Genomic DNA, 26968 nt, shown 5'->3' on the forward strand with positions numbered 1-26968 from the left:
ATTCATCATTTAGAAATTTACATTAAGTCCCAATGTAAAAGTGGTTGGAACAGGTATCCTGTTGACATCGGTCCTTTCTGGATCGGAACCGATATAGTCTTTAGGTGTGATCCAGAATAAGTTTTCACCCTGAAAATAAAGCCTTAACCTTGACATACCTGCCCAGTTGTTGATCAAGTCTTCAGAGAAAGAATAGCCCAACTGGAGGTTTCTAACCTTGAAATAAGAATTGTTTCTAAAGAGATAATCAGATGTTCTGGTGTCGTTAAAGGCAAGGGAAAGTGCTGGGATATCCGTGTCTGTGTTTTCTGGAGTCCAAGCATCCATTACACCCAAACCTGCATTTTCTCTACCCTGAACAAAGTTGTTCCAGAGGATATAAGGGTCTTGGCCAATCCTGCCAGTAACACCTGATCCGAAGATTGAAAAATCAAAATTTTTGTATTTTATGTCAAATCCAATTCCATATTCCAGAGCAGGTAAGGTTGTACCGATAAAATCCCTGTCATCAGAATCAATTACACCATCGTTATTGATGTCTTTGAACTTTAAGCTTCCTGGTCTGGCACCTACTTGCTCGGGACTGTTGTCCACATCTTCTTGGCTTTGGAACAATCCATCAGATTGATAACCAAAGATGGAAAATTGAGAATGGCCTAGTATTGAATTGTTAATTGTACCGGGGAAGGCTGTCCTTACTTCTTCTGGCAGAAAGGTGATTTCATCTTTGAAGGCACCGAAATTGGTGTTGATTGATAAAGTGAGGTCACTATTGAAATCTTTAGCATAATTCAATGCCAGTTCCCAACCGTTGGTTTTAGTGGAGGCACCATTCAATACCCTTTGCTGACCTTCTCCTATAACCGAGGCTATAGGTGGAGTGGTTAAAATATCGCTGGTTTCTCTGGTGAAGAAATCAAATGACCCGTTAATGGCATAATTGAATAAGCTGAAATCCAAACCAAAATTCCATTCTTGGGTAGTTTCCCATTTTAAATCTGGGTTTTCAGCCTGTATAGAGACAAATCCTGAAGGAAGGTTCCCTGTATTGTTTCCATTGATATCGTAAGCAGTTCCGACATTGTAGTAGATCTCAAAGAAACCACCGATATACTGGGCTTGGTTGGGGCCATACCTGGATTCATACAATCCAAACCTCGCCAAGTCACCAATCTCTTGGTTTCCTACTTCACCATAGCCCACTCTAAGTTTTAAATCGGAGAGTGTTTCATTGTTTTTCAAGAACTCTTCGTTGCTGATTCTCCAGCCTACAGTTGCTGCAGGAAAGATTCCGTAGCGATTGTTTTTACCAAAACGGCTAGATCCATCCCTTCTTAAGGTAAATGAGGCCAAATACCGGTCTGAAAATGCATAATTGATTTTACCAAATTGGGAAAGGAGGCGACTTCCTGTTGATCTTCCATTTGAAGTTCTGGCACCTGTTGCCGCATCCAAAACAAAGTAAGACTCAGTTTCCACTGCGAATCCATCTGCAATGGACACGATACTGTTAAAATCATCTTTAATGGATTCTACACCAAGTAGGACATCAATTCGGTGTTCCCCTTTTTCCAGTTGGTAATTCAATGTGTTGGAAAATACAAGGCTGGTGAATTTATTGGTGTCCCAGATCAATCGGTTATTACTTCTCGTAATAAAGCCGTTTTTTACAGTGGGTTCTATGTCCTTTTTGGCATAATCACTGAAGTCAAGGCCTAAACTGGTTTTGAAAGTAATGTTTTCTAGAATAGACCATTCCGCAAAGACATTTCCATAGAAATTGTTTTTACGTGTATTGTCCCAGCGGTTAATGTACTGCATCAGCACAGGGTTGTTTCTGTCTGAATACCCTGAGCCTAAAGGTCCCGCAAAGTCACCATTGGCATCATAAACTGGAATAGTCGGAGCCATGGTAATGGCCAGGCCAGGAGTAGGGGCACTTCCAACGTCTGGAGAAGCCAATGTTTCGTTAGAAGATGAAAATTGGGTATTGAGTCCAAAGCGGACTTTGTCATTAAAAAGCCATGTGTTGGCGTTCAACCGAGCTGTGTAACGCTCAAAGTCTGTGTATTTCAAAATACCAGTGTTTTTATAATGGTTGAGGTTTAACATCAAGGAAGATTTCTCAGAATTAGTGGTTATGGTCAATTCATTATTGAAAGCATAGCCAGTTTCATAAGTAGCATCTTGCCAATCCGTATCACCCGCAGGAACATTTTGATCTCCCCCTACATAAGGCTGAACGGTCACACTGTTCAAGACCGGATTATCAAAGTCTCCATTCCAATCAAAATTGTAAATCTCTCCATATCCACCAGCGGGATCAGCTCCGTCATTGACAGAAGCTCTCCACAAAGCCTCACCACGTTGTTCAGCGTTTAGCATATCATATCGTTGCTGCTTTTCTGAAAGCATGGAAAAACTGGAATTAAAGCTTACACCTATTTTTTCTCCACCCAATGTTTTGTTCTTGGTAGTGACCACAATTACTCCATTGGCAGCTCTAGAACCGTATACAGACGAAGCAGAGGCATCTTTTAAGACCTGAATAGATTCAATCGCCTCAGGATTTAAGCTGGCAAATACTTCAGGGCGCTTGGTGGGGACTCCATCAATTACATATAAAGGATCATTGTTTCCCAAGGTGGTGATACCTCGGATCAGCACTCGGCTACTTGCGCCGGAAGGATCTCCGGATTTTTCCACATAAAGCCCCGGTACTCTACCTTGCAAGGCCTGCATGGGGTTACCGCTACTCATGCTTTGTCCCTCAATGGGGGTTAAGTCAACCGCTACTATGGCACCTGTCATGTCGGACTTTTTCTGGGTACTGTATCCCACCACCACGACTTCATCAAGATTGGAGAAGTCCTGGCCGAGGGTAATATTGATGATACTTCGGTTTCCAACTGTTTCTGTAATGGTTTTGTATCCAATAAATGAAAAGACAAGGATATCTTCTGCGCTGGCAGAGATAGAGTAGTTTCCATCCAAGTCAGTAATGGCCCCTTTTGCAGTGCCCTGAACTTGGACTGTCACACCTGGGAGTGGGTCTCCGGTGGACTCATCAGTAATTTTGCCCGTGATGTCACTGGTTTGGCCCAATACAGGCCAGCTAAATAACAAGGCAAATAATAAACTTAAAATTGTTGTTTTCATAAGGTAAATGGGTTTGTCATGTTAACTGATTAGGGTTAGTGAATGATAATTTTTTTGTTTCATGAGTTGATAGATTGGGTTTTATGATGTAATTGTTTTTGTAACTGTTCTAATTCTATACCTTTAGTTTCTGGCATGATAAACCATACAAAGCCTACCTGAAGTAACATCATGCTAAAGAATATGATGAAAATTTGATAGGGAGCGAGGTTGTCAATCAAAACCGCTCCAAAAAGCGTTATAATCGCTGCAGCTGCCCAGTGAATTCCTGCCCCGAAAGATTGTCCCATAGCACGGATCTTGGTGGGGAAAATTTCGGCAATGAAGACCCAAATAACCGCTCCTTGTCCGATACCGTGAGAAGCGATAAACAACAGGATAAAAGAGAGAATAAAACTGGGACTTGAGTTGGTGTAAAAACCATAACTGATCATGGCCAAGCTAAGAATGTATCCCATTGAACCTACCAGCATCAGTGATTTCCTTCCAGTTCGGTCGATGAGGTACATGCCAACCAAGGTGAATACAAGGTTAGTACAGCCTATATAAACTGCTCCCAATAGGGAAGTAGAGGTGACATAACCGGCCTTTTCCATAATTTCGGGAGCATAGTATAGGATAAAGTTGATTCCACTAAACTGATTGAAAAAGGCAATGGCAGCCGCCAGAAATAGAATGAATTTGTTTTTGTTCGAAAAGAGCTTGAGTTTTTTTGACTGGATAGAGTCTTTTTGGATGGTGGAAAGTATGGTGTCAATTTGTTGTGGATTTGACGTTTTTGCCAACACTTTTCTAGCGGCAGTCAAGTTTTGTTTTTTCAATACCAACCACCTTGGACTCTCAGGAATGTCTAAAATGAATGCCAAAAAGAGCAAAGCAGGGATAACTTCTGCCGCTAACATCCATCTCCAGTCATTGCTTCCTCCGACTCCTTGCAAAAAGTAGTTGGAAATATAGGCGAGTAGAATACCCGTGACAATATTGATTTGATAAAGGCCAACTTGTCTACCTCTATGGTATGCTTGACTGATTTCAGAAACGTAAGTGGGAGCAGCTATTGATGAGGCTCCAATGGCTAAGCCTCCTATGAACCTATAAAACGAAAAGATATATGGATCAGTGGCAGAAGCTGTTCCTATTGAAGAAACCAAGAAAAACACGCCAATCCAGAAAAGGGTGTTTTTCCGGCCAATTTTGTTACATGGAATTCCTCCAAACAAAGCCCCTATGACCGTCCCCCAAAGTGCTACGGACATTATAAAAAATCCATGAAACCACTCAGAAGTCTCCCATAATAATTTTAATGGCAGATTGGCTCCTGAAATAACAGCGGTATCAAACCCGAATAAAAATCCGGATATAGATACGATTATAGAATAATATGATGTTATTTTCTTCATGGCTTATTGTTGATACCAAGCTATGAAGAAGTGGTAGTGCAATGTTTTAAAATTGTGTCAAAAACTTACAAATTTATTCCAATACCCGACCAGATAAGCCTAAAATGGCTTTTAAAATGAATTTCAAACGGTTTAGATAATTTTAATAGTAAAATTGGACTTTCAAAATCGTTTCATGATTTTAAAATTGTATCACTCCCCGATCAATTTACTTTTTCGTGTTCTCTAAAGTCCGAAGGGGTCATGCCAAAATGATTTTTAAAAGCTGTAGAAAAATAGGCTGATGTGGTAAAGCCAACCTGAAATGCGATGTCTGCAATGGGGCTGTTTTCGTTGACCAATAAGTGCTTGGCTTTTTTGAGACGTACTTTGTTTATGTAATCGTTGACACTGTAACCTAACAATGCTTTTACTTTTCTGTACAGCTGGCCTCTGGAAAGACCTATTTCTTCGCATATCTCATTTACTCCGAAATGAGGATTATGAAAATTCTTTTCAACGATTGATGTGAATTCACTGACAAACCGTTTATCGGGAGAAGTTTTTTTAGTTTTTGGGTTTTCAATGGGTAATTCATGAATATAATGTTCTCTTAATTTTTGTCTACTGGCCAGTAACATTTTGATTCGTTCTAGAACCATGTTGAAATTAAAAGGTTTTGGAATATAATCATCTACTCCCAACCTAATGCCCAAAATACGTTCTTCTATTCCGCTTTTTGCTGAGATAACAATGATAGGTATGTGAGAAGTCCTAAGGTCATTTTTGAGCTTACGGACTATGTCAAAACCGTTTTTATGATGAAGCATCAAGTCACAGGTGATCAGGTCTGGGATTTCATCCATTGCTTTGGCCAGCCCGATTTCCACACTTTCGGCTTCCAATACTTGATAGTACTTGCTCAATTGCTGGGACAGGTAATTTCGAATTTGTTCATCATCTTCTATGATTAAAATTGTTTGTTCCTTTATCCCCTCTTTTATTTGTACTTCCAAGCTTTCAGGTTCCTCGAAGTAGCCAATGTTTTCTTCCGAAAAGTACTGTTGCGTTGTTCCTTCGAGAATTTCAGATGCCTTGAAGTGATTTTTCCCAAGCTTGAGCGTTACCTGGAAAGTGGTGCCAATTCCTTCTTTGCTGTCGACTGAAATTTCCCCTTTATGCAAATCAATCAATTCCTTGCTTAATGCCAGTCCTATCCCGGTACCTGTTTTGGAAAATGTTTCACCTTGGTAAAAGCGATCAAAAACACGCTCCATGGATGAACTGGACATACCACTTCCTGAATCTTCTACTTTAATATTTACTGTATTGTCAAGAGAGACAGTAAATACCTTAATCAAAATACTTCCTTTGTTAGAGGTGAATTTAAAAGCATTTGAAAGTAGGTTAAACATCACTTTATCCAACATCATGGGGTCAAACCAAGCTTTGATGGAACGATCCTCTGTGATTAGCTTGAAAGTAATTTCATGGTTTCCGGCTGTTTTTCTAAATGAGGACATGATGTCTTCAATAAAAGGAATCAATTCTTGTTCTACAGCCTTAACTTTCATTTTATGGTGATCAATCTTTCTCAGATCCATCAATTGATTGACCAGCCTGAGCAAGCGCATGGTGTTGTTACGGATAAGTGTCAGGTCATTTTTGAAAGGAGCAGTTTGATGGTTTTGCAATAAGTCTTCGACAGGTGCCTGGATAAGTGTGAGTGGTGTTCTGAATTCATGTGAAATATTGGTGAAAAACTCAAATTTCTGCTGGGTAGCCTCTTCAGCTTTTTTTGACAGTTTGAGCACTTTGTCCTTTTGCTCGGATATTTCTTTGTTTTTACTTTTTAATTCCTCATTGATTTCCTGTTTTTCTCGGAGGGATTTGAAGACATAGGCCAGTGAAAGAATAGCTACAAATAAGGTAAATCCAAATCCAAATAGAAACGTTCTTTGGTTACGATAAATTTCCATTTGGGTGCTGATCCGTTCATTTTGCTTGGTGATGTTGGCTTGTTGGTCAATGATTTTATCCGTTTGCTGCTTCATGATACGGACATTTGAGGAATCGACGGCAGCGGTTTGGAGGATGTTTTCCTTTTCGAATTTCTCCCCTGTGAGAATTTTATAAGCGACTTCTATGGCCTTGTCCCCTCCTGTTGGATAGAAGAAAGTTGCATCTAAAATCCCATCGGAAACAGCCTGAATACCCCCATAAGGACCAGGAAGGGCATCCACACCAACAAACTTTTTACTAGTGATTTCCATGTCTTTTAAGACTTCGTAGGAGCCAATCGCCATGACATCATTGTGCCCAAAGATCAGGTCAAAATCACTGGATTGTTCTTGAAGAAGATGGGCTCTTAATCGATTCTTTGCGGTGTCCTTTTCCCACTCACCATTGATACTTTCAGCAATAGCGATATTTGTGCCTGAAAGAGCAGTGGTTAGTCCTCGATGTCTCTCGATGGCCGGAGAACTTCCCCTCAATCCCCACATTTCCACGATTTTTCCTTCCCCTTTAAGTAGGTTGCGAATATATTGGCCTGCGGAATAGCCTACTTCGTAATTATCTCCACCAACATAAGCAGAATATAAGTTAGAGGTGGTTTTTCTATCTACCACGATTACGGGAATTCCACTGTGGAACACTTCTTCAATGATAGGAGTAATGGGAGCAGATTCATTGGGTGATACAATCAATAGATCAATACCCGTATCCATAAATGCCCTTATCTGCTGAATTTGAGTTTTATTATTGCCTTGAGCATCTTTGATTTCGAGAGAGAGTCCAGGATAGAAGCTGAGTTCTCTGTACATCTCCTCATGCATGGTCCTTCTCCAGGCATCATTGCTGACGCATTGGGAAAAACCAATCTTGTATTGTGGGGCCTGCTCACCATTCCCACAAGAAAATAAAACAAACAATACGATGAAATATAGCCAGGTCTGGACTTTCATAAATTAGGTTTAGGTTACTTCGGGAGACTTAAGACCCATCTTGCTCTTGCGCTTTGACTTGTCAGTATAACAAATATGCTAAAAATGATGGACTGTGGGAGCTTTTGAAAAAATAAAATCAGGGCAGGGCACTAAATAGAAAAAGGTTGGCTTTTGAGACCAACCTTTGTAGAAGATTATTTGTGGGAGTATTATATGTCTTCTTCCTCTTCTTCAGAGCCAGTTTCTTCTGCATAAGCTTCTTCACCATCATCTTCCATGGATTCATTGGTAGGAATTTCTTCTTTATCATAATGGCCTTCCGAATCGTCCTCCTCTTCTTCCGGTTCAGTTTGCTTCACATTGGCAGTTCGAGCTTCTTCCCTTCTTGCCTGATCAGCTTTGACTTCACTGACAGGTTTAAGGTGAGAGGGTGGGGGAGGTAACAATTCCTCATCTTCGCTTTCATAAGGGAAGATCTCGACGATCGGACTTTCGTTGATATCAGGAACCCTGAAAGTAACAAGCATATTGCTCAGGCTTTCATGAATTCTTTCGTAAGCTTCTTTGACATCATGAGCAGTTACCAACATATATTGGGTGACCTTCTTTTCCTTTCCACTGTCCGCGTCAGCCACTACATAGGTGATTTTACATTTGTGCCATACGTCAATGTCATCGTAGAAAAATACATCCACTATATTGCTCTTACTGATATTGGTCACCTGAAAATCACCTCGGATGACACTGCCTAACATGTCGTATATCCGGGCCTCTGCTTCAGTAAAAGAAACCGCATCGATGAGGTATTGTTCTGACACATTTTTGAGCAAACCTTGCTCATTTTCCTTTGCGTATTTTACTTTGCACAAAAACCAAGTTCTCATTATTTTCCTTTATTTATACTATTGGTCGGCTAAGGTAATATCTAATGAAGAAAGCCCAAATAGAAATTTTCAAAATTACTCAAATCGTCTATTCTTTTTGAATTTGAATGATTTGACTTTTTGGGATTGGAGTATAAATAACTGATGAAAAAGTGTATATTAACTTTTAAAAATACAATTTATGTGGAATAGTGTTTTGCACAGCTTCCCAATACAATTGCTCAAACTGCACCTAAAAAAAAATATAGCCTTGGTGGGGATTTGGGTGTTGTTGGTGTTGATTTTTTCTGGAAATTTTGGCAAGGTATTAGGAATTCCTTATTTGTTTTTGGATCCGGAATACCTTAACAGGGTATCGTGGCTGGGCTTTTTTTTGATGGGGATAGGCTTTGCTGTTTTTACCATGGCCTTCCATATGACTACCTACATCATGGATGCAGCCAAGTTTCAGTTTTTGGCTGTTCTTTCAAGGCCATTCATTAGGTTTTGTATCAACAATAGTATAATTCCTTTTACAGCCTATCTTATTTATTTTTTGAGCGTCATCTTTTTTCAATTGGATAATGAGCTGGATGATCAATGGGAGATAGTGAAGTTTCTGTTAGGCTTCATGGGGGGCAATGTGCTTACTTTCTTATTGCTGTTCTCTTACTTTGCGCTAACAAATAAGGACTTCTTCGTGATGTTCACAGATACATTGGACAAAAGGCTGAGAAAGACAAAAGTATCCAGGGCCAATGTGATCAAACGCTATAAGGATAGAAAAAGAGCTGAGGGAAAAGTAGATACTTACCTGGATATTGACTTTAAGCTAAAGCCTGTCAGAGAGGACTTGGCCAGATTTGAAGGGAATAAACTCTTGAAGGTCTTTGACCAAAATCACCTTAATCTGTTCATCATTGAAACGGTGCTTGTAGGTGTTATTTTGTTTTTAGGCTTTTTTAGGGATTATGAGTTTTTACAGTTTCCAGCTGCCATGAGCGTAATGTTGATTTTTTCCATATTGACTTTATTGGTAGGAGCATTGACCTTTTGGCTCAGGAGTTGGTCAACATTTGTAGCGATAGCCTTGTTTGTGATTTTTAATATGGCCTCTAGCACAACGATCATGAACCGTCCCCATTCTGCTTTGGGACTGGATTATGATGGCGATCCGGCAGAATATAACCTTGCGCGTTTGAGAACTTTATTACACCCTGATACCGTTTCCAAGGACAAGAACAAAGCTGTAGAGATTTTGAACAATTGGCGGGCAAAATTTCCAGTTGACGAGAAACCTAAGATGATGGTGATTACCTCCAGCGGAGGAGGACAAAGGGCAGCTTTGTGGACTTTACATGTATTGCAGCAAATGCACCAAAAAACCGGAGAAGGGTTTATGGAACATACCAGACTTTTTACAGGCGCTTCGGGCGGAGTTGTTGGGGCTGCTTTTTTTAGGGAATTATACCTTAGGTCTCTCCATGATGATTCGATTGATCTCACCGACCGTAAATATTTGGAACAAATTTCTTCTGATAACCTTAATCCTATCATTTTTACCTTAATGATCAATGACCTTTTGATCAGAAACCAGCATGTGACTTATAATGGAAGGAAGTATTTGCAGGATCGGGGATTTGCCTTTGAAAATCAGTTGAACATCAATACTCAAGGTGTATTGGATAAACCTTTGTCAGCATATGCAGAACCTGAGTTAAATGCTGATATTCCCTTGCTTCCTGTGACACCACTGATTGTAAATGATGGCCGTAAACTGTTTATTGCTCCGCACAGTATGAGCTATATGGGGATTTCAACTGAACAGCTCATCGGGGATGACGAAAAAAGTCAGTCGATAGACTTTTTGAGGTTTTTTAGTGGACAGGATGCGGGAAGCTTAAGATTTATCAGTGCACTGAGAATGGGGGCCACTTTCCCCTTTATCACTCCTAACATCCAACTTCCTTCTGAGCCTCAAATGGAACTCATGGATTCTGGGTTGTCAGATAATTTTGGTATCAATGATGCTTTAAGGTTTTTGTATGTCTTTGAAGATTGGATTGCGGAAAATACTTCTGGAGTAGTTTTGGTGACCATTAGAGATTCAGAGAAAAATCTCGAAATAGAGAAAAAGACACCTCCAACCATCATGCAGAAGCTGTTTACTCCCCTTAAAAATATTTACATCAACTGGGACAACGTGCAAACCTTGAATAATGAAACGCTCTTTAATACGATGAAAGAAAAGGTTCCCTATGAACTTGATAGGGTTGAGTTTGAGTATTCGGCAAAGGATTTTGTGGAAAGGCAAAAGAACATGGAGCTAGGAGAAGATGTTGAAAACAAGGAACTGGAAATCCAGCGGGCCTCACTGAACTGGAGGCTTACTGCGAGAGAGAAAAGTGATATTTTGAACTGTATCAATAGCTATCAGAACCAGCAGTCTTTGGAAAGATTAGCAGAAATTTTCAAGCAATAATAAGGGAAATGGAGAGTGTTAAATCTAAGACTCTCCAACTTCCTTTTCAAAAACTCCAAGCGATTCAGGCTTACCTACGACATAAACAATGTCCCCAAATTTCAGTTTGGTTTCCCCATTGATATTCGAGGTGGTTTTTCCATCCCTTTTTAAAGCGACTAGGTTAATTCCCAGCCCTTCACGAAGGTTGATTTTTTTCAAGGGCTTATTAATATAATTTCCGCTATCCCGAGCAACTTTCAAACTGACAAAGTTTATTTCTGGCAGGTCAAGATTGAGGCGATCGCGACCATTGGTTTTGGTGGACCGGAACATTTCATAGTTATGGGAACGTACCTCTTCTGTGAAATCTTCGATTTCATCTTTGGCAATAAGGTACTTGTTAAGTACCCTGGTAAAGATCTCAATGGATGTTTCAAATTCCTCCGGGATAACTTCGTCAGCCCCCATGGAGAGGTTGGCCGATATTTCGTTGACGTATCTTGTTCTTACGATAATCGAGGCGTTTTTTGTCAAGAGCCTGATGGCCGCAATGATGCTTTTGGTAGCATCACTGTTGCTAATTGCAATGACTACTACACGAGCCCGATGGACATTGACGTGCTTGAGCACAATTTCATTGGAAGCGTCACCATAAATGATGGGCTCTCCTTTTTCAGCTTCCACCCTGACCGTTTCCGGATTCATTTCAATGATGGAGTAAGGGATTTTCGCCCTTTTGGCTGCTTTGGACAGGTTCCTTCCGTTTAGTCCATAGCCAATGATCACCAAGTGGTCTGATAATTCCTCCCCTTCAAAGTTGGCCATGGAAATGCTTCCTGCTGCACTGATGAATTTGGTTTTCAGCTGTTTGGGTAATGGAAGGTTGACGATCTTAAAAGATAAATTTTCCCTTTTATTGATAACAAAAGGTGTAATGGCCATGGTGATAATGGAAACAGCCAGAAAATATTGGTAATTGTTTTCATCCAATAACTCAAATTTAAGACCCTCTTTGGCGAGTAAAAGCGAAAATTCACCAATTTGAAATATTGAAAAGCCTACAATAAAAGCCTCTTTGAAGTCTACTCCAATAGAACGGACGGCTATGGCTGTCATGATGAATTTGATACTGAATACCATTAACACCAGTAAAAGAATGATTCCTATGTGCTGGAACAAAAAGCCCACATCAAACAGCATTCCCACTGAGACAAAGAAGAAGCTCAAGAAAATCTCCCGAAAGGGCAAGATTTTACCCGTAGCATGATGACTGTATTCGGACTCACTGATGATCAAACCTGCCAAGAATGCTCCCAGTCCCAAAGAGAGCCCCATCAATGAAGTCAAGAAGGCTACTGAAAAACAAATCACGATGATACTTAGTAAAAAGAGTTCTTCATTTCTTGTCCTTGCAATGCGGTATAGTAGGTTCGGGATCAGGTATTTGGCCGATAGGATGGTGATCAGAATGACCAAGCCTCCTTTTACAATCATATAGAAAAGAGAAAGAAAGATATTGTCAGATTCCCCAGCCAACATTGGCGTCAATAGCATCATGGGAACAATAATAATGTCCTGAAATATCAAAATAGCCAAAATTGTCTTTCCGGTAAGGTTATTTACTTGACCTGACTCTTGGAGAAGCTTTAATACTATAGCAGTGCTACTTAAAGCCAAAAGAAAGCCAAAGAAAACGGCTACATTCCACTCAAAACCTAGAAAATAAGATGCAGTCGATGCAATTAAGATAGTTAGGGCTACCTGCAGGGAACCACCTATAAAGACCGCTTTTTTGATGGACATTAGGCTTTTGAGCGAAAACTCCATCCCAATTACAAAAAGCAACAAGATGACTCCTATTTCACTGAGTACATCCACTGTAGTAGAAGCATTAACAAGTGATAGCCCATAAGGTCCTGCAATGGCTCCCGTGAAAAGGAAACCAATGATGGTGGGAACCTTAAGTCGCATAAACAAAAGAATTACCAAGGTAGCCAAACCAAAAATGATGACTATATCAGGCAACATAGGAAGCTCAGCGGAAGCAATTAAGTAATAATTCATCGAGTGAAATAAATGGATCAGTTAATCTTGAATTTTAAAAATACAATAAGATCAATGAATTACATAAGTGCTGATGAAAATAGCTTTACCTAATAGGCAAATCCAAAACGTTTATAAATAAAATGCATCAGCCAAGCGGGGCCAATAAGTAGAAACTGTACATCCTTCAAAAATGATGGTTTCTTACCTTCAACTTTATGCCCATAAAACTGTAAGATCCAAGCAACCACAAAGATCAACAGGCTAATGGCCCATAGTGGAACAGGAGAGACTATGGTAATTAAATTGGCCCAAAAAAGACAAAATGCAGCAAATAAGAACATTCCCAACGCCAACGGAGGGGACAGGGAGTAATAATAAAAAAGTACAATTGCTAGCGCTACTGTTGCCCAATTGGCAAATGGGCCAAGGTAAGGTGAAAGAAAGGCTATAGGTTCTGTGGGAATACTGAAAATTAGCCCGACAATACTGAAGAAGATGGCAGGAACACAGATCCAGTGAATTCTTTTATTTACTGGATTTTGGTGACTTACGCCATATTCACTTAATAATTGATCTATTTTTCTTATGTTAGTTTGGGCCATCGGAAAATGAATTTGTAATTAGTGGTTCAAGCTCATTTAATTTAATGAATCTAGGCGGAAAATTATTTATCAAAAGAGATTATGTTAAGCTATTGGGAAAAGAAAAACCTTATTCAATATGATTTAGTAGTAGTAGGAGCGGGGTTTGTTGGTTTATCTACGGCCATTCACTATAAAGAAAAATTTCCAAGACGATCTGTTTTGGTATTGGAAAGAGGCGTTTTTCCAAGCGGAGCCAGTACCAGAAATGCAGGATTCGCCTGTTTTGGAAGTTTGACAGAGGTAGTGGAAGACCTCAAGACCAATTCTGAGGAAGAAGTGTTTGAGTTGCTCACCAGGCGCCGCTTGGGGCTGAAGAACATCAGGAATGTTTTTGGAGATGACGCTTTGGATTACAAACCTTGTGGAGGCTTTGACCTGATCAGAAAGCATGAGGAAGATACACTTGATGAAATGGAAAGAATTAATTCTTTCTTCAGGCCATTTTTTGGAGGAGAGGTTTTTGAAAAAGTGGAGGGCATGGATAAGTTTGGTTTTGCTCCAAGTGTTACCAACATCGTCAAAAACAGGTTTGAAGGACAGCTTGACCCAGCTAAATATTTACAGTGTCTTTGGAGAAAATGCCAGGATTTGCAGGTCAATATTTTAACCGGAGCTGAAGTGAGCCTGTTGGATAAGGAAAATTGTAAGGCATATGTAAAGTCTTATTATGATGAAAGCATCGGTTTTCAGGGTAGGATTATGGCTGTTTGCTCCAATGCCTTTGCAGGACAGTTGATCGAGAATTTGGATGTCAAGCCTGGAAGAGGTATGATCATGGTTAGTCAGCCATTAGTTGAATTTCCTTGGGAAGGGACTTTCCATATGGATAGAGGCTATGTTTATTTTAGAAATGTGGACAATCGATTTTTGATCGGTGGAGGGAGAAATTTGGAAGAACAAGAAGAGACCACCACGGCTAGGGGAATCAATGAACACATCAAGGAGCACCTACAGCAAATAACTTCAGAAATTGTTTTTCCAGATAGAAAGATTGAATGGGATATGGAATGGTCTGGAATTATGGCTTTTGGAGAGCATAAAAATCCAATTATTAAAAAAGTCAATGCCCGTGTGGGGATAGGGGTAAGATTAGGAGGGATGGGAGTTGCGATTGGCTGGGAAGCAGGTAAAGAACTGGCCAGTTTGTTAGGGGACTGATTAAATCATATTTTTTGTTAATTTTAAGTTTCTAAATTATTATTTCAACCTCATATCAATGACCAACCTTCAGAAAAAGCCCAGCTTAGGGGAAGCGCTCATCCCTATTTTGTTTCTTATAATTTTGCTGGTGATCAATATCCGAATTTTTGGTACGGATAGTTTATCGGGTTCTAATCAAATGGTGCTGATATTGTCTTCTGCCTTGGCTGGCCTGATTGCAATCTTTAGATTAAAGATTGGCTGGGAACCACTTCAGGAAGGGATTGTGAGAAGCATTGGAGCGGCCATGCCTTCGATCTTGATCCTGTTATTGATAGGAGCTTTGGCTGGGACGTGGTTGCTTAGTGGGATAGTACCTGCCATGATTTATTATGGCCTACAGATTTTAAGTCCTGGGATTTTCCTAATTGCCGCTTGTGTGGTCAGTGCTATTGTGTCCATAGCCACAGGAAGCAGCTGGACGACGGTGGCGACGGTAGGAGTGGCGCTTCTTGGTATAGGCAAAGCGTTGGGGTTTGAAGATGGAGTCATTGCCGGCGCAATCATCTCAGGTGCTTATTTTGGAGATAAAATGTCTCCTTTGTCAGATACTACGAACTTGGCACCAGCTATGGCTGGAACTGATTTGTTTACCCATATTCGACATATGACCAAGACCACTACACCTTCAATTTTGATTACATTGATCATTTTTGGAGTGATGGGATATACGATTGGAGCGACGGGTTCTGTTGAGCAGGTAAAGGGGATTTCCACTGTGATTTCGGAAAAATTCAATATTAACGGTTGGTTGTTTATTGTGCCGATTTTGGTTTTGGTGATGATTGTGAAGAAAGTGCCAGCAGTGCCGGCATTATTGGCAGGAGCTTTATTAGGGGGTGTTTTTGCGGTAATATTTCAACCTCAAATAATCCAGACAATTGCCGGAGAGGGAGGGACTTATACGTTCCAGTCATTTAAGGCTGTAATGATGGCCTTATATGGGGAAATCAGCATTACTACTTCCAATGAAATGGTTAATGAATTACTCTCAACTGGCGGAATGGCTGGGATGCTCTATACGATTTGGTTGATCATTTGCGCGATGATTTTTGGAGGAATTATGGAAGAAAGCGGGATGCTTATGGTGATTGCAGAGGCGGTCATTGCCAAGGTACATTCTTTGGGTTCGCTGATAGCTTCCACGGCTGCTACCTGTGTGTTTTTTAACCTTACCACATCAGATCAATATTTGGCGATTTTGGTACCGGGTAGGATGTATGCGGATATTTACAAGAAGAGAGGGCTTAAGGGCGAAAACCTGAGCAGAACCTTGGAGGATAGTGCCACAGTTACTTCGGTATTGGTTCCTTGGAATACCTGTGGTGCCACTCAGGCATCAGTTTTGGGCGTGGCCACATTGACTTATGCACCATATTGTTTTTTTAATATTATTAGTCCCTTTATGACGGTACTCTATGGGTATTTTAAGTTGGGGATTAACTACTATACAGAAGAAGAAATGAGAGAAATTCAAAAAGAACTGGCTGTATGATTCCTTTTAGAATAAGTAAAGATGAAGTAAATGAATTGCCAATAGGTCACTTTGAAGGTGAGATTGTCTTGATTGAAGATGAGAAGCTGATAGATGAGGCAGTAAATGAATTAAAGAAGTATACTCGTATAGGCTTTGACACCGAGACAAGACCTTCTTTTAGGAAGGGGGTCCATTATGATGTGTCCTTATTGCAGCTTTCTACTCCAGAAAAAGCTTATTTATTTAGGCTTAACCATGTAGGTTTTCCCAAAAAGGTAATGGACATCCTGGAAGATCCCAATAGGGTGAAAATAGGAGCGGCGGTTCGCGATGACATCAGGGCTTTAAAAAAGCTGAATCCTTCTTTTAAACAGGCTTCTTTCTTTGACCTTAATGAAGAGCTGAAAAAAGTTGGTTTTCACAATGTGGGTGTAAGGAACCTCAGTGCAATGGTTTTGAATATCAGGATTTCAAAATCCGAGCAGGTGTCCAATTGGGAGGCTGAGGAATTGACCAAAAAGCAGCAGCTATACGCAGCTACTGATGCTTGGGCTTGTTTAGAGATCTTTGCAGAGCTGTATGATAAAGGTTATCTGGACCCTTTGTTTTCTAATTCAGCATCTTAACGGAAGGAATGTCATCAAGAATCCCCATTACCTCATCCAGTAATGTCTCTCTAATCGAAAGATGCAGGTGGCAGATATTGTCGAAATCTTGTTTTTTGATCTGTAGGTCATAATCCTTGATCAGCTTCATGACATCATTCATGTCCAGGTATTCAAATTGGAATTTTAGGGTTTTGGTGACAATATCAGTAACGATCTGATTGGCTTCAATGGCCTCTGAAGCAGCAGTCTTATAGGCTGTAATTAATCCTCCGACTCCTAGTTTGGTTCCTCCAAAATATCGTACTACTACGATCAGTACATTACTGAGATTATTGGACCTTATTTGACCGAGAATTGGATCACCAGCGGAATGGTTTGGCTCTCCGTCATCATTGGCTCTGAAAGTATCTTGGTCCTTTCCTAGGATATAGGCATAACAATGGTGACGAGCATCATAGTACTTTTTCTTCAATGCTTCCAATTTTTCCTTCACTTCGTCCTCGTCGGAAACAGGATAGGCAAAAGCTAAGAACTTGCTACCCTTTTCTTTGTATAGTCCTTCTGAATCTGTTTTTAACGTTAAAAATGAATCTTCCATAACTGCTTTGACTGTGTCCTAAAGAAACCGCCTTCAAAAGTATAACCTGTCAAAGGAATCACAAAATTTGTATAGCCTAATCTGAAAGTCATTATAAATTGTTTAGTTTAAGGTAGTGATATTAATTCTTTAAATCTTTGTTGGCCTTGAGGATGGGAAGGTTGATTTTACTTAAATTAGCTTAGAAAAATTTAACTGCTTGTGCAATGATTACTGGTACTATGGTAAAACCTAGTGTTTTTAAGTTGGGAAATGTGAAAAGTCCGTTGGGAAATTTGAACTTTTGGGAGCAAGGTACTTTACCTTTTGAAGTGAAAAGAGCATTTTGGATTACGGAGGTTCCAGCTGGAGGAGAAAGGGGGATTCATGCACACAAAAAGGATAATCAAATCACGGTGTGTTTGCAAGGTAAAGTAAAAGTGGAGTTGGAAGATTTGACGGGACAGCATTATGTTTTCGAGTTGAACGATCCTGGGGAGGCATTGTACTTGCCTTGTTTGGTTTGGTCAAAGTTCACTTTTGAGGAAAACAGTATTTTGTTGGTGTTGTCAAGTCAGGATTTTGAAGAGTCAGATTATATCCGGTTAAAGGCAGACTTTGAAAAACTTAAAGATGGATATAGTAAAGCATTATGATTTTGTGATTGTAGAGCAACCCAACGAAGATCATCCTTATTTTCTTCATGACTATACACCTTCTGAAGGGGAGCGATTTTTTTGTGCTAAACTGTTGAAGAAGCAAAAGCCTAAAGGACAACTGTTTTTTGTTTTAAAAAAGGATGGTACAGCTATATCCCTTAAAAATGCGCCTTTTGGCGGGTTTTGGTTGGAGAAAAGAATATCCTCCGAAAGTTTTCAGGTGTTTGTGGAGGAATTGACTTTAGAAGTAAAAGCTTTGGGGGCACACACTTTAACGGTGATTCAGCCACCAGATATCTATGAGCCCAATAATCCATTGATCCATTATATTCTTAAAACCCAGGGTTTTTTCATGGATAATATGCTTTTGCATCATTTTTTGGAAGACAGGAAGTTTATGAAAGGGTTTTTACATGCGAAATCCTCGAAGCATAGAAAGAAAATCAAAAAGTTGGAATATGAAATTGAAGTTGGTGGGATTAAGAATTTTAATTTTCTAAAGGATATCAAATGGTGGCGCTCACAACGTGGTCATGAATATAATGTCCAGGAAGAAAAACTGATTCAGCAGGTGAGTACTTATCCAGAAAGGTATTTTCTGATTTCTCTGGTTCATGCACAGAATACGGTGGCACATGTATTGTGTGTGAAACTAACTCCAAACAGTTTGTATTATTATTTGCCTGCCATCAACCCGGCTTTACAGGAAACTTATACAGGAGAAGCCTTATTATTTGAAGTGATTAAGTTGGGAGAGTCATTGGGGGTGGATTTTATTGATTTTGGTTCATCTGATTTGGATGGTAAGGCAAACCATAATTTAATTAGATTCAAATCCAAAAATGCCAATAAAGCCTTTAACAAGATTAGTTGGACGATCAAACTCTAAGCCCATTAGATGAAAACACCTTTGGTTTCGGTCATCGTTGTATGCTACAATCAAGCAGACTTTATCATGGAGGCGCTGGACAGTGTTCGGCTGCAATACTATGAACAATTGGAAATGATTATTGTTGACAATGGGAGTTCGGATGGCAGCCAAGAAAAGATCAAAACTTGGCTGTGGATGTATGGCAAGGAGAAAAGTGTTCCCGTATTTTTTCATTCCCAAAGCATCAATTACTGTAAAGCTTTTAACGAGGCCCTAGAAATCACCAAAGGACAATACGTCATAGATTTATCAGGAGATGATTATTTGATGCCAGACCATGTGGAGAAGTCTGTTTTTAAGTTGGTAAATCATCAACAGGTGGCTGTTTGCTCAAGCAATGCGCTTTTGGTAGACCAAAAGGGGAAGCAAATTGATTCGTTTTTTCCCATGTCCGTAGATGGTAGCACAATGGGTAAAGTGCCTGAAGGTGATATTTATGAAACAGTCATTAGAAAGTATTTTGTTTGCACTCCAACTATGGTATTTGATGCCAAAATATTGAAAAGGGAAGGAGGGTATAATGAAGAATTGGTCTATGAGGATTTTGATGTTATAACTAGGTTGAGCCGGAAGCATTCCTTTATTTTCAGTGATCATTTAGGGGTAAGAAAGAGGCTTCATCATCAATCTTTTTCAAAACAACAATACAAAAGGTACCAATCTGATATACTTAAATCTACTTTCAAGGTTTGTCAGAATATCGCCATCATGAATAAATCTGCAGAAGAGAGACATGCTCTAATCTTCAGGTGTATGCATGAAGCAAAACATGCCTTAGCTTCGGCAAATTTTGAAGTAGCTTACCGATTTTTGGATCTTGCAGAAAAGCTTGGTGCCAGTGGGATCGCTCTCAAACTTTATAAGTTGTGGCATGGGACAAAGCTAGATTTGTCCCATTGGTATGAGAAAATTCGCGATCGCTAGCCTACGATTACTTCAATGATATTTTTGTTGTCAAAGTATTTTTGTCCCACTTCCATGATTTGCTCAGGAGTAAAGCTTCTAAAATATTGTAGTTGTGATTCATAGAAGTCATAGTCCAAACCAGCATAATGAATGCTCTTGAAGCGGTTGATTAGGTCAAAGGCATTGCTGAAGTTGGATAAGAAATGGCCAATCATGTAATTTCTGACGATTTCCAGTTCCGCCTTTTCTATTGGAGTTGATTTGAGTTTTTCGATTTCCAAGTAAACTTCATTGATGACATCATCCGCAAAATCCTTTTGGACATCGGCCATGACCACCCAATAGTCGGACTTTTCCAAACTCCCTATGGAACTATAAATCCCATAAGTATGGCCTTTGTCTTCCCTGATGTTTTTGATTAATCGACTTCCAAAATAACCACCTAATATGGTATTGAAAACAGTAAGGGCATGGTAATCGGGATGGGTTTTAGGAATGAGGTGCTGTCCCATCCTAATGCTAGACTGTACTGCTTTTTCTTTGAATTCTGTCAAGCGCTTTTCAGGCCAGATGATAAACTGATCCATTGACTTGGCAGAGGGAGCCACTGTCAAGTTGCCAAAAGTTTCTGCGATTTCATCAATTTCAAAACTATTCAAGTTACCAATCACAAAGATTTCTGGACTGACTAAGAATTTATCTTCATAGTACTGAATCAATTTTTCTCGGTTGACGCCATTTACATGTCTTTCTTCGGCCACAAAACCATAAGGGTGATCATCTCCAAATAGGGCTTTTCTATACAATTGATTGGCCCTGGAGCTATTCTGATCATGCTGTATGGCTATGGTCAGGGCTTTTTGTGATTTTCTTTTCTCCAGTTCCTTTTCTGGAAAGATGGCTTCAGTGAGTAAGGACCTAAAGATGGGCAGTACTTTCCCAAAATGCTTCTTTGTGGTAAGCAGAGATACTCCTTGCTGCTCAAAAGAGGAAATGATATCCACCTCCGAAGCATAATGGTCAAAGAAGTTGTCCAATTCCGGAGAACTCATGGTTTTGGTCCCTTCCAATAACATATGAAGCGCAAAGAATGGAACTAGGCCATCTTCTTCAGGCAACAATTGCTTGTTGGATTCCGTGATGACTTCCAGCTTGATGGCGTCTATTTCCGGAGTAGGAATAAAATACAAAGGGACTCCGTTTTTTAGAGTCCGCTTTTCAGGTTTTATTAATTCTATATGTTCCGGAATCTGAAAATCCGGCGCTTTTGATCTGTCCAATACGGTCATTACTGAGGTATGTTGTAAGCCAATGAAAAACGAAGTGTTTCTGCCAAAGGGTGATTTTGTTTTTGAGGTACCAAGTAAGAAAAATCAAAACCAAAGCGTTTCAAGTCAAAGCCAACTCCCATGGTAAAATATTGCCTACCGCCCTTGTTTTTATTTTCATGGAAGTAACCTGTCCTAATGGCGAATTTGTCTGCATATTCATATTCCACACCAAAAGAGATCATCAGCTCTTGCATTTCCTCACTGAATCCATTAGGTGCATCTCCAAATGAGCCAAACATGCCGCTGAGCAATGGTCTGTTGGGGTCTTTTCCACTTTCGATAATTAAATCCCCATTGTCATCTGTCTGTAAAGTACCATCCTCATTTCTGGCATAAACAGGAGGGGTAGGTACCATCAGCTTATTGAAATCCAATGCAAAATTCAGGTCATTGTTTTGATCTAAAGCTACTTCTAATGCAGTACCTATTCTTAAGTTGGTTGGGATGTAATCCAAGTCTTCTGCACTGTTGTAAGTGAGTTTTGGGCCGATATTGGTGATCGTGGCTCCCCAAGACCAATAAGCTTCTTTTCCGCTAAAAAGGATCTCTTTTCTCTGGTAAACGCCCACATCTACTCCTACACTAATTCCTGGTTTGCTATCACCGCTTCCCGAGGAAGTAATGTTTCCCGCCAAGTTGGAATGAATGAACCTGGCGGAGATTCCTAGGGATAAAGTCTCTGATAGCTTTCTAGCATAAGTACTTCCTATGGCAATGTCCCTCGGGTTGAACTGTCCTATGTCTTGACCGGATCCATCAGTAAGTTGGATGTCTCCCATGTTGAAATACCTCAGGTCAAGTCCAAAGGATGACATTTCATCTATTTTGATATAGCCAGTAAGGTAATTTAGTGACATATCAGGAACCAACTTGCCTAACCAGGGAGAGTAAGAAAGCGAGAAACCGGTTTTATCTTCAATAAAGGCCAGTTTGGCTGCATTCCAATGAGCGGAGTTGGCATCTGGAGAAGTTGCCACCCCCACATCACCCATGGCAGCATGTCTACTATCTGGTGCAAAATTCAAAAAAGGAACAGCAGTGATGATTACTCTGCGGCCTTCATCTTGACCAGAAACTACTACGGAATTCTGTGCCTTAGCAGTTTTTACTGTCAAGGAAAGAATAGCTAAAAAAATAAATGCTTTAAAATAATCACTCGATTTCTTCATTGAATATTTATTTTTCCAAATGCTTGGTCGGAGGTTCCGTCCTCTTCGCATGTAAGCTGTAATCTGTAAATATAAGTTCCTTTTGCGGGAATTTTTGTCAAGTCACGCAAAAAAATCCAATCCATATCGTTGATTTCATCATCAGCTTTTGCATAACGTTTTTCATTAGAAAATATTTCACTTCCCAACATATTGTAAATGGTGAGCTTCAAAATAATGTTCTCATCAGGTCTATTGTGCTTTACCCAGAAATGACTGATATCCGATGTGGGGTTGGGAAATGTCTTGGCTTCTAAAATATGTAACCGATTACTGCCCTCAACCTCAATGCTTAGCATTTCTGTGCTGGAGTTCCCAAGGTTGTCAAACGCGGTTAGTTTTATAGTGTTTGTGCCTTCTTTCAGTCCTGTAACTGTAATGCTGATTCTTCCTTTCTTATAACCACTTTCGATAGAGTGATAGTAATCATTGATGATCATAGGAGGTTCATCATTTATGCTAAGGGCAATATCCTGATTTATTCCCCCAAGGATTTGAATGCCATTTTCATCACTGAGGTTGGCCAACAATTGAATTTGTGTAGATGAAGTTGAACTGACTGAGTTAAGGCTGTCCTCTGCGAACAGTTTAATGGTTGGGCCTTGTTGGTCGTCTTGGTCATTCGCTGATTTCCCCCCCAGAGTAAGCGATTGAGCATGGATGGTCTCGTAAGAGTTATTGGAGTCTGTAGCGAAAAATCGAAGAATGCCTTGATCGAAACTTTGACTTGTATTTGGGCTTACTAAGATTTCTGCTTCAAAAGTACCTGAGATTACCTTTCCTGTGCCTCTATAAAAGGGAGTGTTGTAATTGATATATTGGGTGACTGGGCTTTCATCTCCCAAAGTTTCAACTGAAGTAGGCTGATCCAATAATTCAATTTCAAATGTTCCATTGAAGGAATTGACCGGAGTGGAGGTAAGCGGATCAGTAACCTGACCGGTTATTTTAATCTTTTGACCAGCTTTTAAGGTGTCAATTTTAGTCGAGCCTCTCATCTCAATAATCTCCAGTGTAGCTCCCAACTCAGGTGCAGCTAAGCGTAGCGTAGGATCTCCCAAAAGGGAGAAGTTCCTGTTGTAAGAGCCGTTAAGGCTATTGTTTTTGGTGGCTTTGAAAATATCGCCAAGCATTAGTCCTTGTCCATTTTCTTTTTTCAAAAGCGAAGCTATAAAAGCAGTATTGAGCTCGAAATTGACACTGCTGAAAACGGGCCTTCCTGTAGTCAAAAGGGCAATAGCTCCTTTGTTTTGGGCCATCAACAGTTCTTCTGCACCTGACCTCAAATAGGGACTATCATGTCTGCCAAATTCACAGGTGGCTGTCATGAAGAGAGGGAAATGATCGGTTTCTGGCCAATTCTCCAAGTCGCTGACCTGGAAAATCCTTTCGGCTGTTAAGGTGTTTTCATTTCCATGTCCTATGTAATTAACCAATAAAGTACCTTCTTCTATTTTGTCAGAAAGTGACTCTTTAGCAGCTGGAGCCAACTGGTAATTACCTTCTTGAATTTGCTCAAAACTATCCACATATAACTTGTCCTCTTGATATTCGGGAGAATCTGAAAAAAGAGAGGCAGTATGGGTTTCGCTGTGATTTAGGTGGACATTATAATCTCCATCATCAGCAACGAAGAGTAATTTTCTTTTCCAATTGCCAAGTTGCTTGGTCCTGTCTTCATATTGTATGATTTTGTCCACCACATTCTTGGCTTCAGAGGGGTTGATCACAGGGATTCTCCCAACGCCTATCGATAAGGCGAGGTCTCCCGCTTCATTTTCCTGCCATTCACCTTGTCCAAACTGTAAGAAGCCAAAGTAATCATCAGAGCTAAAAGAGGTCAATGGATGTAAGCTGTTTCTGGAACTGTAGGTGGGGACTAGATTAGGCCTTCCATCTGAAATATTCTTGTAATCAAATGTCCCTTTTCCGAATAGAAGTACTTGCTTAAGCTTTCCATGTTTATGGTATTGATCAGCAATGAAATTTCTGATTGCAGTAACGTCCTTAGTGCCAAAATTGTAATTGTCAAATATGGCCTCAATGCTCACTAAAAGGGTGCTTATTCCCATTGACCTTTTGTGATCTGCCAATCTGGAGGCTTGGTAGTTCAAAGACGGAGGGCTAATAATGATCAATTCTGCGGGGGATGAATTATTTCTGAGCTCAAGGTTTATAGGGGTAAAATCTTCTATAATTTTAGCTTTGTCCGCTTCAAAGACCAGTACTTTATGATTGGGAAGTAAGGTGGCACTTCCATTTTGATTATCAAAACTTTTAACTTGGTTGGGATCGGTCACATCCCAATATTGATAGTTTGGTTTTGTAACAAAAGATGTAGCATTCGCATGTCCTATTGGGTAGTAGATCCCTTCTGAAAGATTGGAGGAAGAATAGGGAAGGCCCAATAGAAAGTAATCCATGAATCCTACTCCATTTGGATCTGTACTGGACATCTCTAGGTTGAAACTGGTAGGGTTGCCTACATTGAAATAGTCTCTAAATGACTTCTCCATTTCTTCCCGGCCTTTGACAGCGTATGTGGAGGCAGGAACAGGTGCAATATTTGTTTCTAATAAATTGATCTGTCCGCTTCGAATGCTCAGTGAGCTTGAGGCCGTGGATTGAGCCATCAGGCTGGCTTGGCTATAAATAGGCCCCTCATCATAACTTTCCACAGAAATGTTAAAAGAAGAGATTCCTCCTGAAAAGAGCCTATTGCTGTACCATTTCCTTCCCGATGACAAGAGATTGTGTTCTTCCTTCTTAAAGGAATAAACTTTGTAAAGCCAATTTCCATTTGCTTCAACAGTGCTGGGTGAAATATTGACCACTCTTACGGGAGAAGAGTGTCCTGTCTTTAGCCAATAGTAGGCAGTATCTGAATACAAGTGGTGGCGATAAGCCAAGGTGTCTTCTGAAGAAGATAGCTGATGAGGTCCTTCTAGATAGACCAAAAGTTTCCCGTTTATTATAACGCTAGGGATTTCCTTTATCTCAAAATCACTTGTGGAGAGCTCTTGGGGAAGCATACCCACATGACCGAAGATAGCCAGATTATTCAATGAGCTTTCTCCCAAGCTTTGAGCGGTAGAGAGCGGAATGGCATATATTCCGGCTTTGGTTACAGGAAATTTATAATAGGATTGGGCATACAAGCTTTTTCCTGAAAATAAAATCAGGAGAGCAAATACGAGGGTGAAGAAATGTATTTTGCTATTGAAGCTCATTAGGATGTATACGACTTTCTATCAAAGAAAGTAAAATATAGCCTATAATGATAAATGGAACACCCGCAATTCCCAAAAATATCAGACTAACCAACCCGATTAAGATGACGAGGTACCTAAATATGTTTTCTTGAAACCTAAAGTTTTTGAATTTTAGAGCAATCAAAGGAAGTTCAGCAGTCAGTAGTATTGCCATGATAAAGGTCAGGATCAGTAAAAAGTATCCGTTTTGGATCAAATCCTTAGCCCAATTAAATTGATCGGCCAAAAAAGGCAAAGTGCAAATTAATAAAGCATTTGCTGGAGTAGGTACACCTATAAATCGATCAGTTTGTCTTGTGTCTATATTGAACTTAGCGAGGCGCATGGCCGATTGGATGCCAATGATGAATGACAAGAAAGGAACAAAGCCTTCAGGGAAAACCTGCTTTAGCATTTGGAAGAGGACAAAAGATGGAAGCACCCCAAAAGTCACCAAGTCAGCTAAAGAGTCGAGTTGTTTGCCAATTTCCCCCTGTACTTTTAACAATCTGGCTACCATACCATCCAGGAAGTCAAATACAGCTGCGGCTATGATGAAATAAGTGGCATAATGGATTTTCCCTTCCAAAACAAAGTAAATCCCAGCCATACCACAGGCCAGGTTCATGCAGGTGATTGCATTGGGGATGTGTTTCTTGATATTCAAAATTGAGCGTTTTGACCGACAAATGGGTTGTGAATTTTTTCATGGCCAATCAAAGTGGCAGGCCCATGGCCAGGATAGACTTTTACATCATCAGGAAGAGTGAAAAGCTTTTCTTTGATGGCACTCAGCAGGGTTTGGTGATCACCACCGGGTAAATCCGTTCTACCGATGCTTCCTTGAAATAAAGTATCACCTCCAATACATGTTTTACTTTCAGCATGGTAAAAGACCACATGTCCAGGTGCATGCCCCGGAACCCAGATTACTTCAAGTGTAGTCTCTCCAAATTTGATCTCATCGCCTTCATTGATAAAACTCCCAACCGGACAACTACTAAATAGTGGAAAACCATAATTGGAAGCATAAGTGGGTACAGCATTCAAAACTTGTTCATCCTGAGGGTGGATTTCCAAAGGGAGACCATAAGTTTGATTGATAAAATAATTGCCCAACACATGGTCAATGTGACAATGGGTGTTGAGCAGCCTCACCGGCTGTAAACCTTCTGATTTGATGAAAGAAGTCAATGTCTCTTTTTCACCTTTTTCATAGCATCCGGGATCTATGATGATAGCTTTTTTAGTATGATCATAGAGAATGTAAGTGTTTTCTTGAAAAGGATTGAAGGTAAAAGATTTAACTTGGAGCAT

Annotated in this window: 19 protein-coding genes; 7 read left to right on the forward strand and 12 right to left on the reverse strand. The window is 40.1% G+C overall.

All coding sequences use genetic code 11. The annotated features are described in order from the left end of the window. Window positions 1–9 precede the first annotated feature (9 nt). The 4 genes from JL001_RS13475 to JL001_RS13490 all read right to left on the reverse strand — a co-directional run bounded on the left by JL001_RS13475 (window position 10) and on the right by JL001_RS13490 (window position 8370). A complete protein-coding gene (locus tag JL001_RS13475) occupies window positions 10–3159 on the reverse strand; it encodes a TonB-dependent receptor (protein WP_200976776.1) in 3150 nt (1049 codons plus the stop codon). Window positions 3160–3218: 59 nt separating this feature from the next. After that, window positions 3219–4559 carry a sugar porter family MFS transporter gene (locus tag JL001_RS13480; protein WP_200976778.1) on the reverse strand — a complete coding sequence of 447 codons (1341 nt, stop codon included), beginning with the start codon at window positions 4557–4559 and terminating at the stop codon, window positions 3219–3221. A 203-nt stretch (window positions 4560–4762) separates the two neighbouring features. Beyond that, window positions 4763–7504, reverse strand: a complete 2742-nt coding sequence (locus JL001_RS13485; protein WP_200976780.1) for a substrate-binding domain-containing protein — start codon at window positions 7502–7504, stop codon at window positions 4763–4765. A gap of 191 nt (window positions 7505–7695) precedes the next feature. Then, complete coding sequence (locus JL001_RS13490) at window positions 7696–8370, reverse strand: DUF4494 domain-containing protein (RefSeq protein ID WP_200976782.1); 675 nt, start codon at window positions 8368–8370, stop codon at window positions 7696–7698. 181 nt (window positions 8371–8551) lie between these two features. Here JL001_RS13490 and JL001_RS13495 point away from each other — a divergent pair, with 181 nt between their 5' ends. Then, window positions 8552–10831, forward strand: a complete 2280-nt coding sequence (locus JL001_RS13495) for a patatin-like phospholipase family protein (protein WP_200976784.1) — start codon at window positions 8552–8554, stop codon at window positions 10829–10831. 24 nt (window positions 10832–10855) lie between these two features. Here JL001_RS13495 and JL001_RS13500 read toward each other — a convergent pair whose 3' ends face one another. Together JL001_RS13500 and JL001_RS13505 are read right to left on the reverse strand one after the other, a co-directional pair. Next, on the reverse strand, window positions 10856–12877 hold the full coding sequence (locus JL001_RS13500) for a monovalent cation:proton antiporter family protein (protein ID WP_200976786.1): 2022 nt from the start codon (window positions 12875–12877) through the stop codon (window positions 10856–10858). 89 nt (window positions 12878–12966) lie between these two features. Beyond that, window positions 12967–13446, reverse strand: coding sequence for a DUF962 domain-containing protein (locus JL001_RS13505; RefSeq protein WP_200980421.1), 480 nt, complete (start codon window positions 13444–13446; stop codon window positions 12967–12969). A gap of 96 nt (window positions 13447–13542) precedes the next feature. Here JL001_RS13505 and JL001_RS13510 point away from each other — a divergent pair, with 96 nt between their 5' ends. Genes JL001_RS13510 through JL001_RS13520 form a run of 3 tightly spaced genes read left to right on the forward strand, consistent with a single transcriptional unit; the run spans window position 13543 to window position 16806 of the window. After that, window positions 13543–14661 (forward strand): FAD-binding oxidoreductase, encoded by a 1119-nt coding sequence (locus JL001_RS13510; RefSeq protein ID WP_200976788.1) that lies wholly within the window; start codon window positions 13543–13545, stop codon window positions 14659–14661. 58 nt (window positions 14662–14719) lie between these two features. Next, window positions 14720–16198, forward strand: coding sequence for a Na+/H+ antiporter NhaC (gene nhaC / locus JL001_RS13515; RefSeq protein WP_200976790.1), 1479 nt, complete (start codon window positions 14720–14722; stop codon window positions 16196–16198). Continuing rightward, on the forward strand, window positions 16195–16806 hold the full coding sequence (locus JL001_RS13520) for a 3'-5' exonuclease (RefSeq protein WP_192006999.1): 612 nt from the start codon (window positions 16195–16197) through the stop codon (window positions 16804–16806). The genes nhaC and JL001_RS13520 overlap by 4 nt, the downstream gene beginning before the upstream one ends. On the opposite strand, the gene JL001_RS13525 is transcribed toward JL001_RS13520, so the two are convergent. Then, complete coding sequence (locus JL001_RS13525; protein WP_200976792.1) at window positions 16790–17386, reverse strand: YigZ family protein; 597 nt, start codon at window positions 17384–17386, stop codon at window positions 16790–16792. The two genes, JL001_RS13520 and JL001_RS13525, sit on opposite strands and share 17 nt — an antisense overlap. 206 nt (window positions 17387–17592) lie before the next feature. Here JL001_RS13525 and JL001_RS13530 point away from each other — a divergent pair, with 206 nt between their 5' ends. Genes JL001_RS13530 through JL001_RS13540 form a run of 3 tightly spaced genes read left to right on the forward strand, consistent with a single transcriptional unit; the run spans window position 17593 to window position 19879 of the window. Next, window positions 17593–18021, forward strand: a complete 429-nt coding sequence (locus JL001_RS13530; RefSeq protein ID WP_236252809.1) for an FdtA/QdtA family cupin domain-containing protein — start codon at window positions 17593–17595, stop codon at window positions 18019–18021. Then, window positions 17999–18913 (forward strand): GNAT family N-acetyltransferase, encoded by a 915-nt coding sequence (locus tag JL001_RS13535; protein WP_200976794.1) that lies wholly within the window; start codon window positions 17999–18001, stop codon window positions 18911–18913. The genes JL001_RS13530 and JL001_RS13535 overlap by 23 nt, the downstream gene beginning before the upstream one ends. A gap of 9 nt (window positions 18914–18922) precedes the next feature. Continuing rightward, window positions 18923–19879, forward strand: coding sequence for a glycosyltransferase (locus JL001_RS13540; RefSeq protein WP_200976796.1), 957 nt, complete (start codon window positions 18923–18925; stop codon window positions 19877–19879). Here JL001_RS13540 and JL001_RS13545 read toward each other — a convergent pair. The 5 genes from JL001_RS13545 to JL001_RS13565 are packed head-to-tail and all read right to left on the reverse strand — an operon-like array spanning window position 19876 to window position 26968. Next, window positions 19876–21150, reverse strand: a complete 1275-nt coding sequence (locus JL001_RS13545; protein ID WP_200976798.1) for a pitrilysin family protein — start codon at window positions 21148–21150, stop codon at window positions 19876–19878. The genes JL001_RS13540 and JL001_RS13545 overlap by 4 nt on opposite strands. After that, a complete protein-coding gene (gene porV, locus JL001_RS13550; protein WP_200976800.1) occupies window positions 21150–22361 on the reverse strand; it encodes a type IX secretion system outer membrane channel protein PorV in 1212 nt (403 codons plus the stop codon). Before porV ends, JL001_RS13545 begins: the two co-directional genes overlap by 1 nt. Continuing rightward, complete coding sequence (gene porU / locus JL001_RS13555) at window positions 22358–25630, reverse strand: type IX secretion system sortase PorU (protein ID WP_200976802.1); 3273 nt, start codon at window positions 25628–25630, stop codon at window positions 22358–22360. The genes porV and porU overlap by 4 nt, the downstream gene beginning before the upstream one ends. Beyond that, entirely contained in the window at window positions 25617–26318 is a 702-nt protein-coding gene (gene pssA / locus JL001_RS13560) for a CDP-diacylglycerol--serine O-phosphatidyltransferase (RefSeq protein WP_200976804.1), read from the reverse strand. The genes porU and pssA overlap by 14 nt, the downstream gene beginning before the upstream one ends. Next, window positions 26315–26968 (reverse strand): MBL fold metallo-hydrolase, encoded by a 654-nt coding sequence (locus JL001_RS13565; RefSeq protein WP_200976806.1) that lies wholly within the window; start codon window positions 26966–26968, stop codon window positions 26315–26317. Before JL001_RS13565 ends, pssA begins: the two co-directional genes overlap by 4 nt.

The sequence above is a fragment of the Echinicola sp. 20G genome (genome assembly GCF_015533855.1).
Lineage (GTDB): Bacteria > Bacteroidota > Bacteroidia > Cytophagales > Cyclobacteriaceae > Echinicola.

Bases quoted from the DNA above. Each gene is read 5' to 3' on its own strand.
- JL001_RS13530 (WP_236252809.1), top strand. From the start codon at position 17,593: ATGATTACTGGTACTATGGTAAAACCTAGTGTTTTTAAGTTGGGAAAT.
- JL001_RS13520 (WP_192006999.1), top strand. From the start codon at position 16,195: ATGATTCCTTTTAGAATAAGTAAAGATGAAGTAAATGAATTGCCAATA.
- JL001_RS13535 (WP_200976794.1), top strand. From the start codon at position 17,999: ATGGATATAGTAAAGCATTATGATTTTGTGATTGTAGAGCAACCCAAC.
- JL001_RS13545 (WP_200976798.1), bottom strand. From the start codon at position 21,150: ATGACCGTATTGGACAGATCAAAAGCGCCGGATTTTCAGATTCCGGAA.
- porU (WP_200976802.1), bottom strand. From the start codon at position 25,630: ATGAGCTTCAATAGCAAAATACATTTCTTCACCCTCGTATTTGCTCTC.
- nhaC (WP_200976790.1), top strand. From the start codon at position 14,720: ATGACCAACCTTCAGAAAAAGCCCAGCTTAGGGGAAGCGCTCATCCCT.
- JL001_RS13540 (WP_200976796.1), top strand. From the start codon at position 18,923: ATGAAAACACCTTTGGTTTCGGTCATCGTTGTATGCTACAATCAAGCA.
- JL001_RS13510 (WP_200976788.1), top strand. From the start codon at position 13,543: ATGTTAAGCTATTGGGAAAAGAAAAACCTTATTCAATATGATTTAGTA.
- JL001_RS13500 (WP_200976786.1), bottom strand. From the start codon at position 12,877: ATGAATTATTACTTAATTGCTTCCGCTGAGCTTCCTATGTTGCCTGAT.
- JL001_RS13475 (WP_200976776.1), bottom strand. From the start codon at position 3,159: ATGAAAACAACAATTTTAAGTTTATTATTTGCCTTGTTATTTAGCTGG.
- porV (WP_200976800.1), bottom strand. From the start codon at position 22,361: ATGAAGAAATCGAGTGATTATTTTAAAGCATTTATTTTTTTAGCTATT.
- JL001_RS13490 (WP_200976782.1), bottom strand. From the start codon at position 8,370: ATGAGAACTTGGTTTTTGTGCAAAGTAAAATACGCAAAGGAAAATGAG.
- JL001_RS13495 (WP_200976784.1), top strand. From the start codon at position 8,552: ATGTGGAATAGTGTTTTGCACAGCTTCCCAATACAATTGCTCAAACTG.
- JL001_RS13485 (WP_200976780.1), bottom strand. From the start codon at position 7,504: ATGAAAGTCCAGACCTGGCTATATTTCATCGTATTGTTTGTTTTATTT.
- JL001_RS13525 (WP_200976792.1), bottom strand. From the start codon at position 17,386: ATGGAAGATTCATTTTTAACGTTAAAAACAGATTCAGAAGGACTATAC.
- JL001_RS13480 (WP_200976778.1), bottom strand. From the start codon at position 4,559: ATGAAGAAAATAACATCATATTATTCTATAATCGTATCTATATCCGGA.
- JL001_RS13565 (WP_200976806.1), bottom strand. From the start codon at position 26,968: ATGCTCCAAGTTAAATCTTTTACCTTCAATCCTTTTCAAGAAAACACT.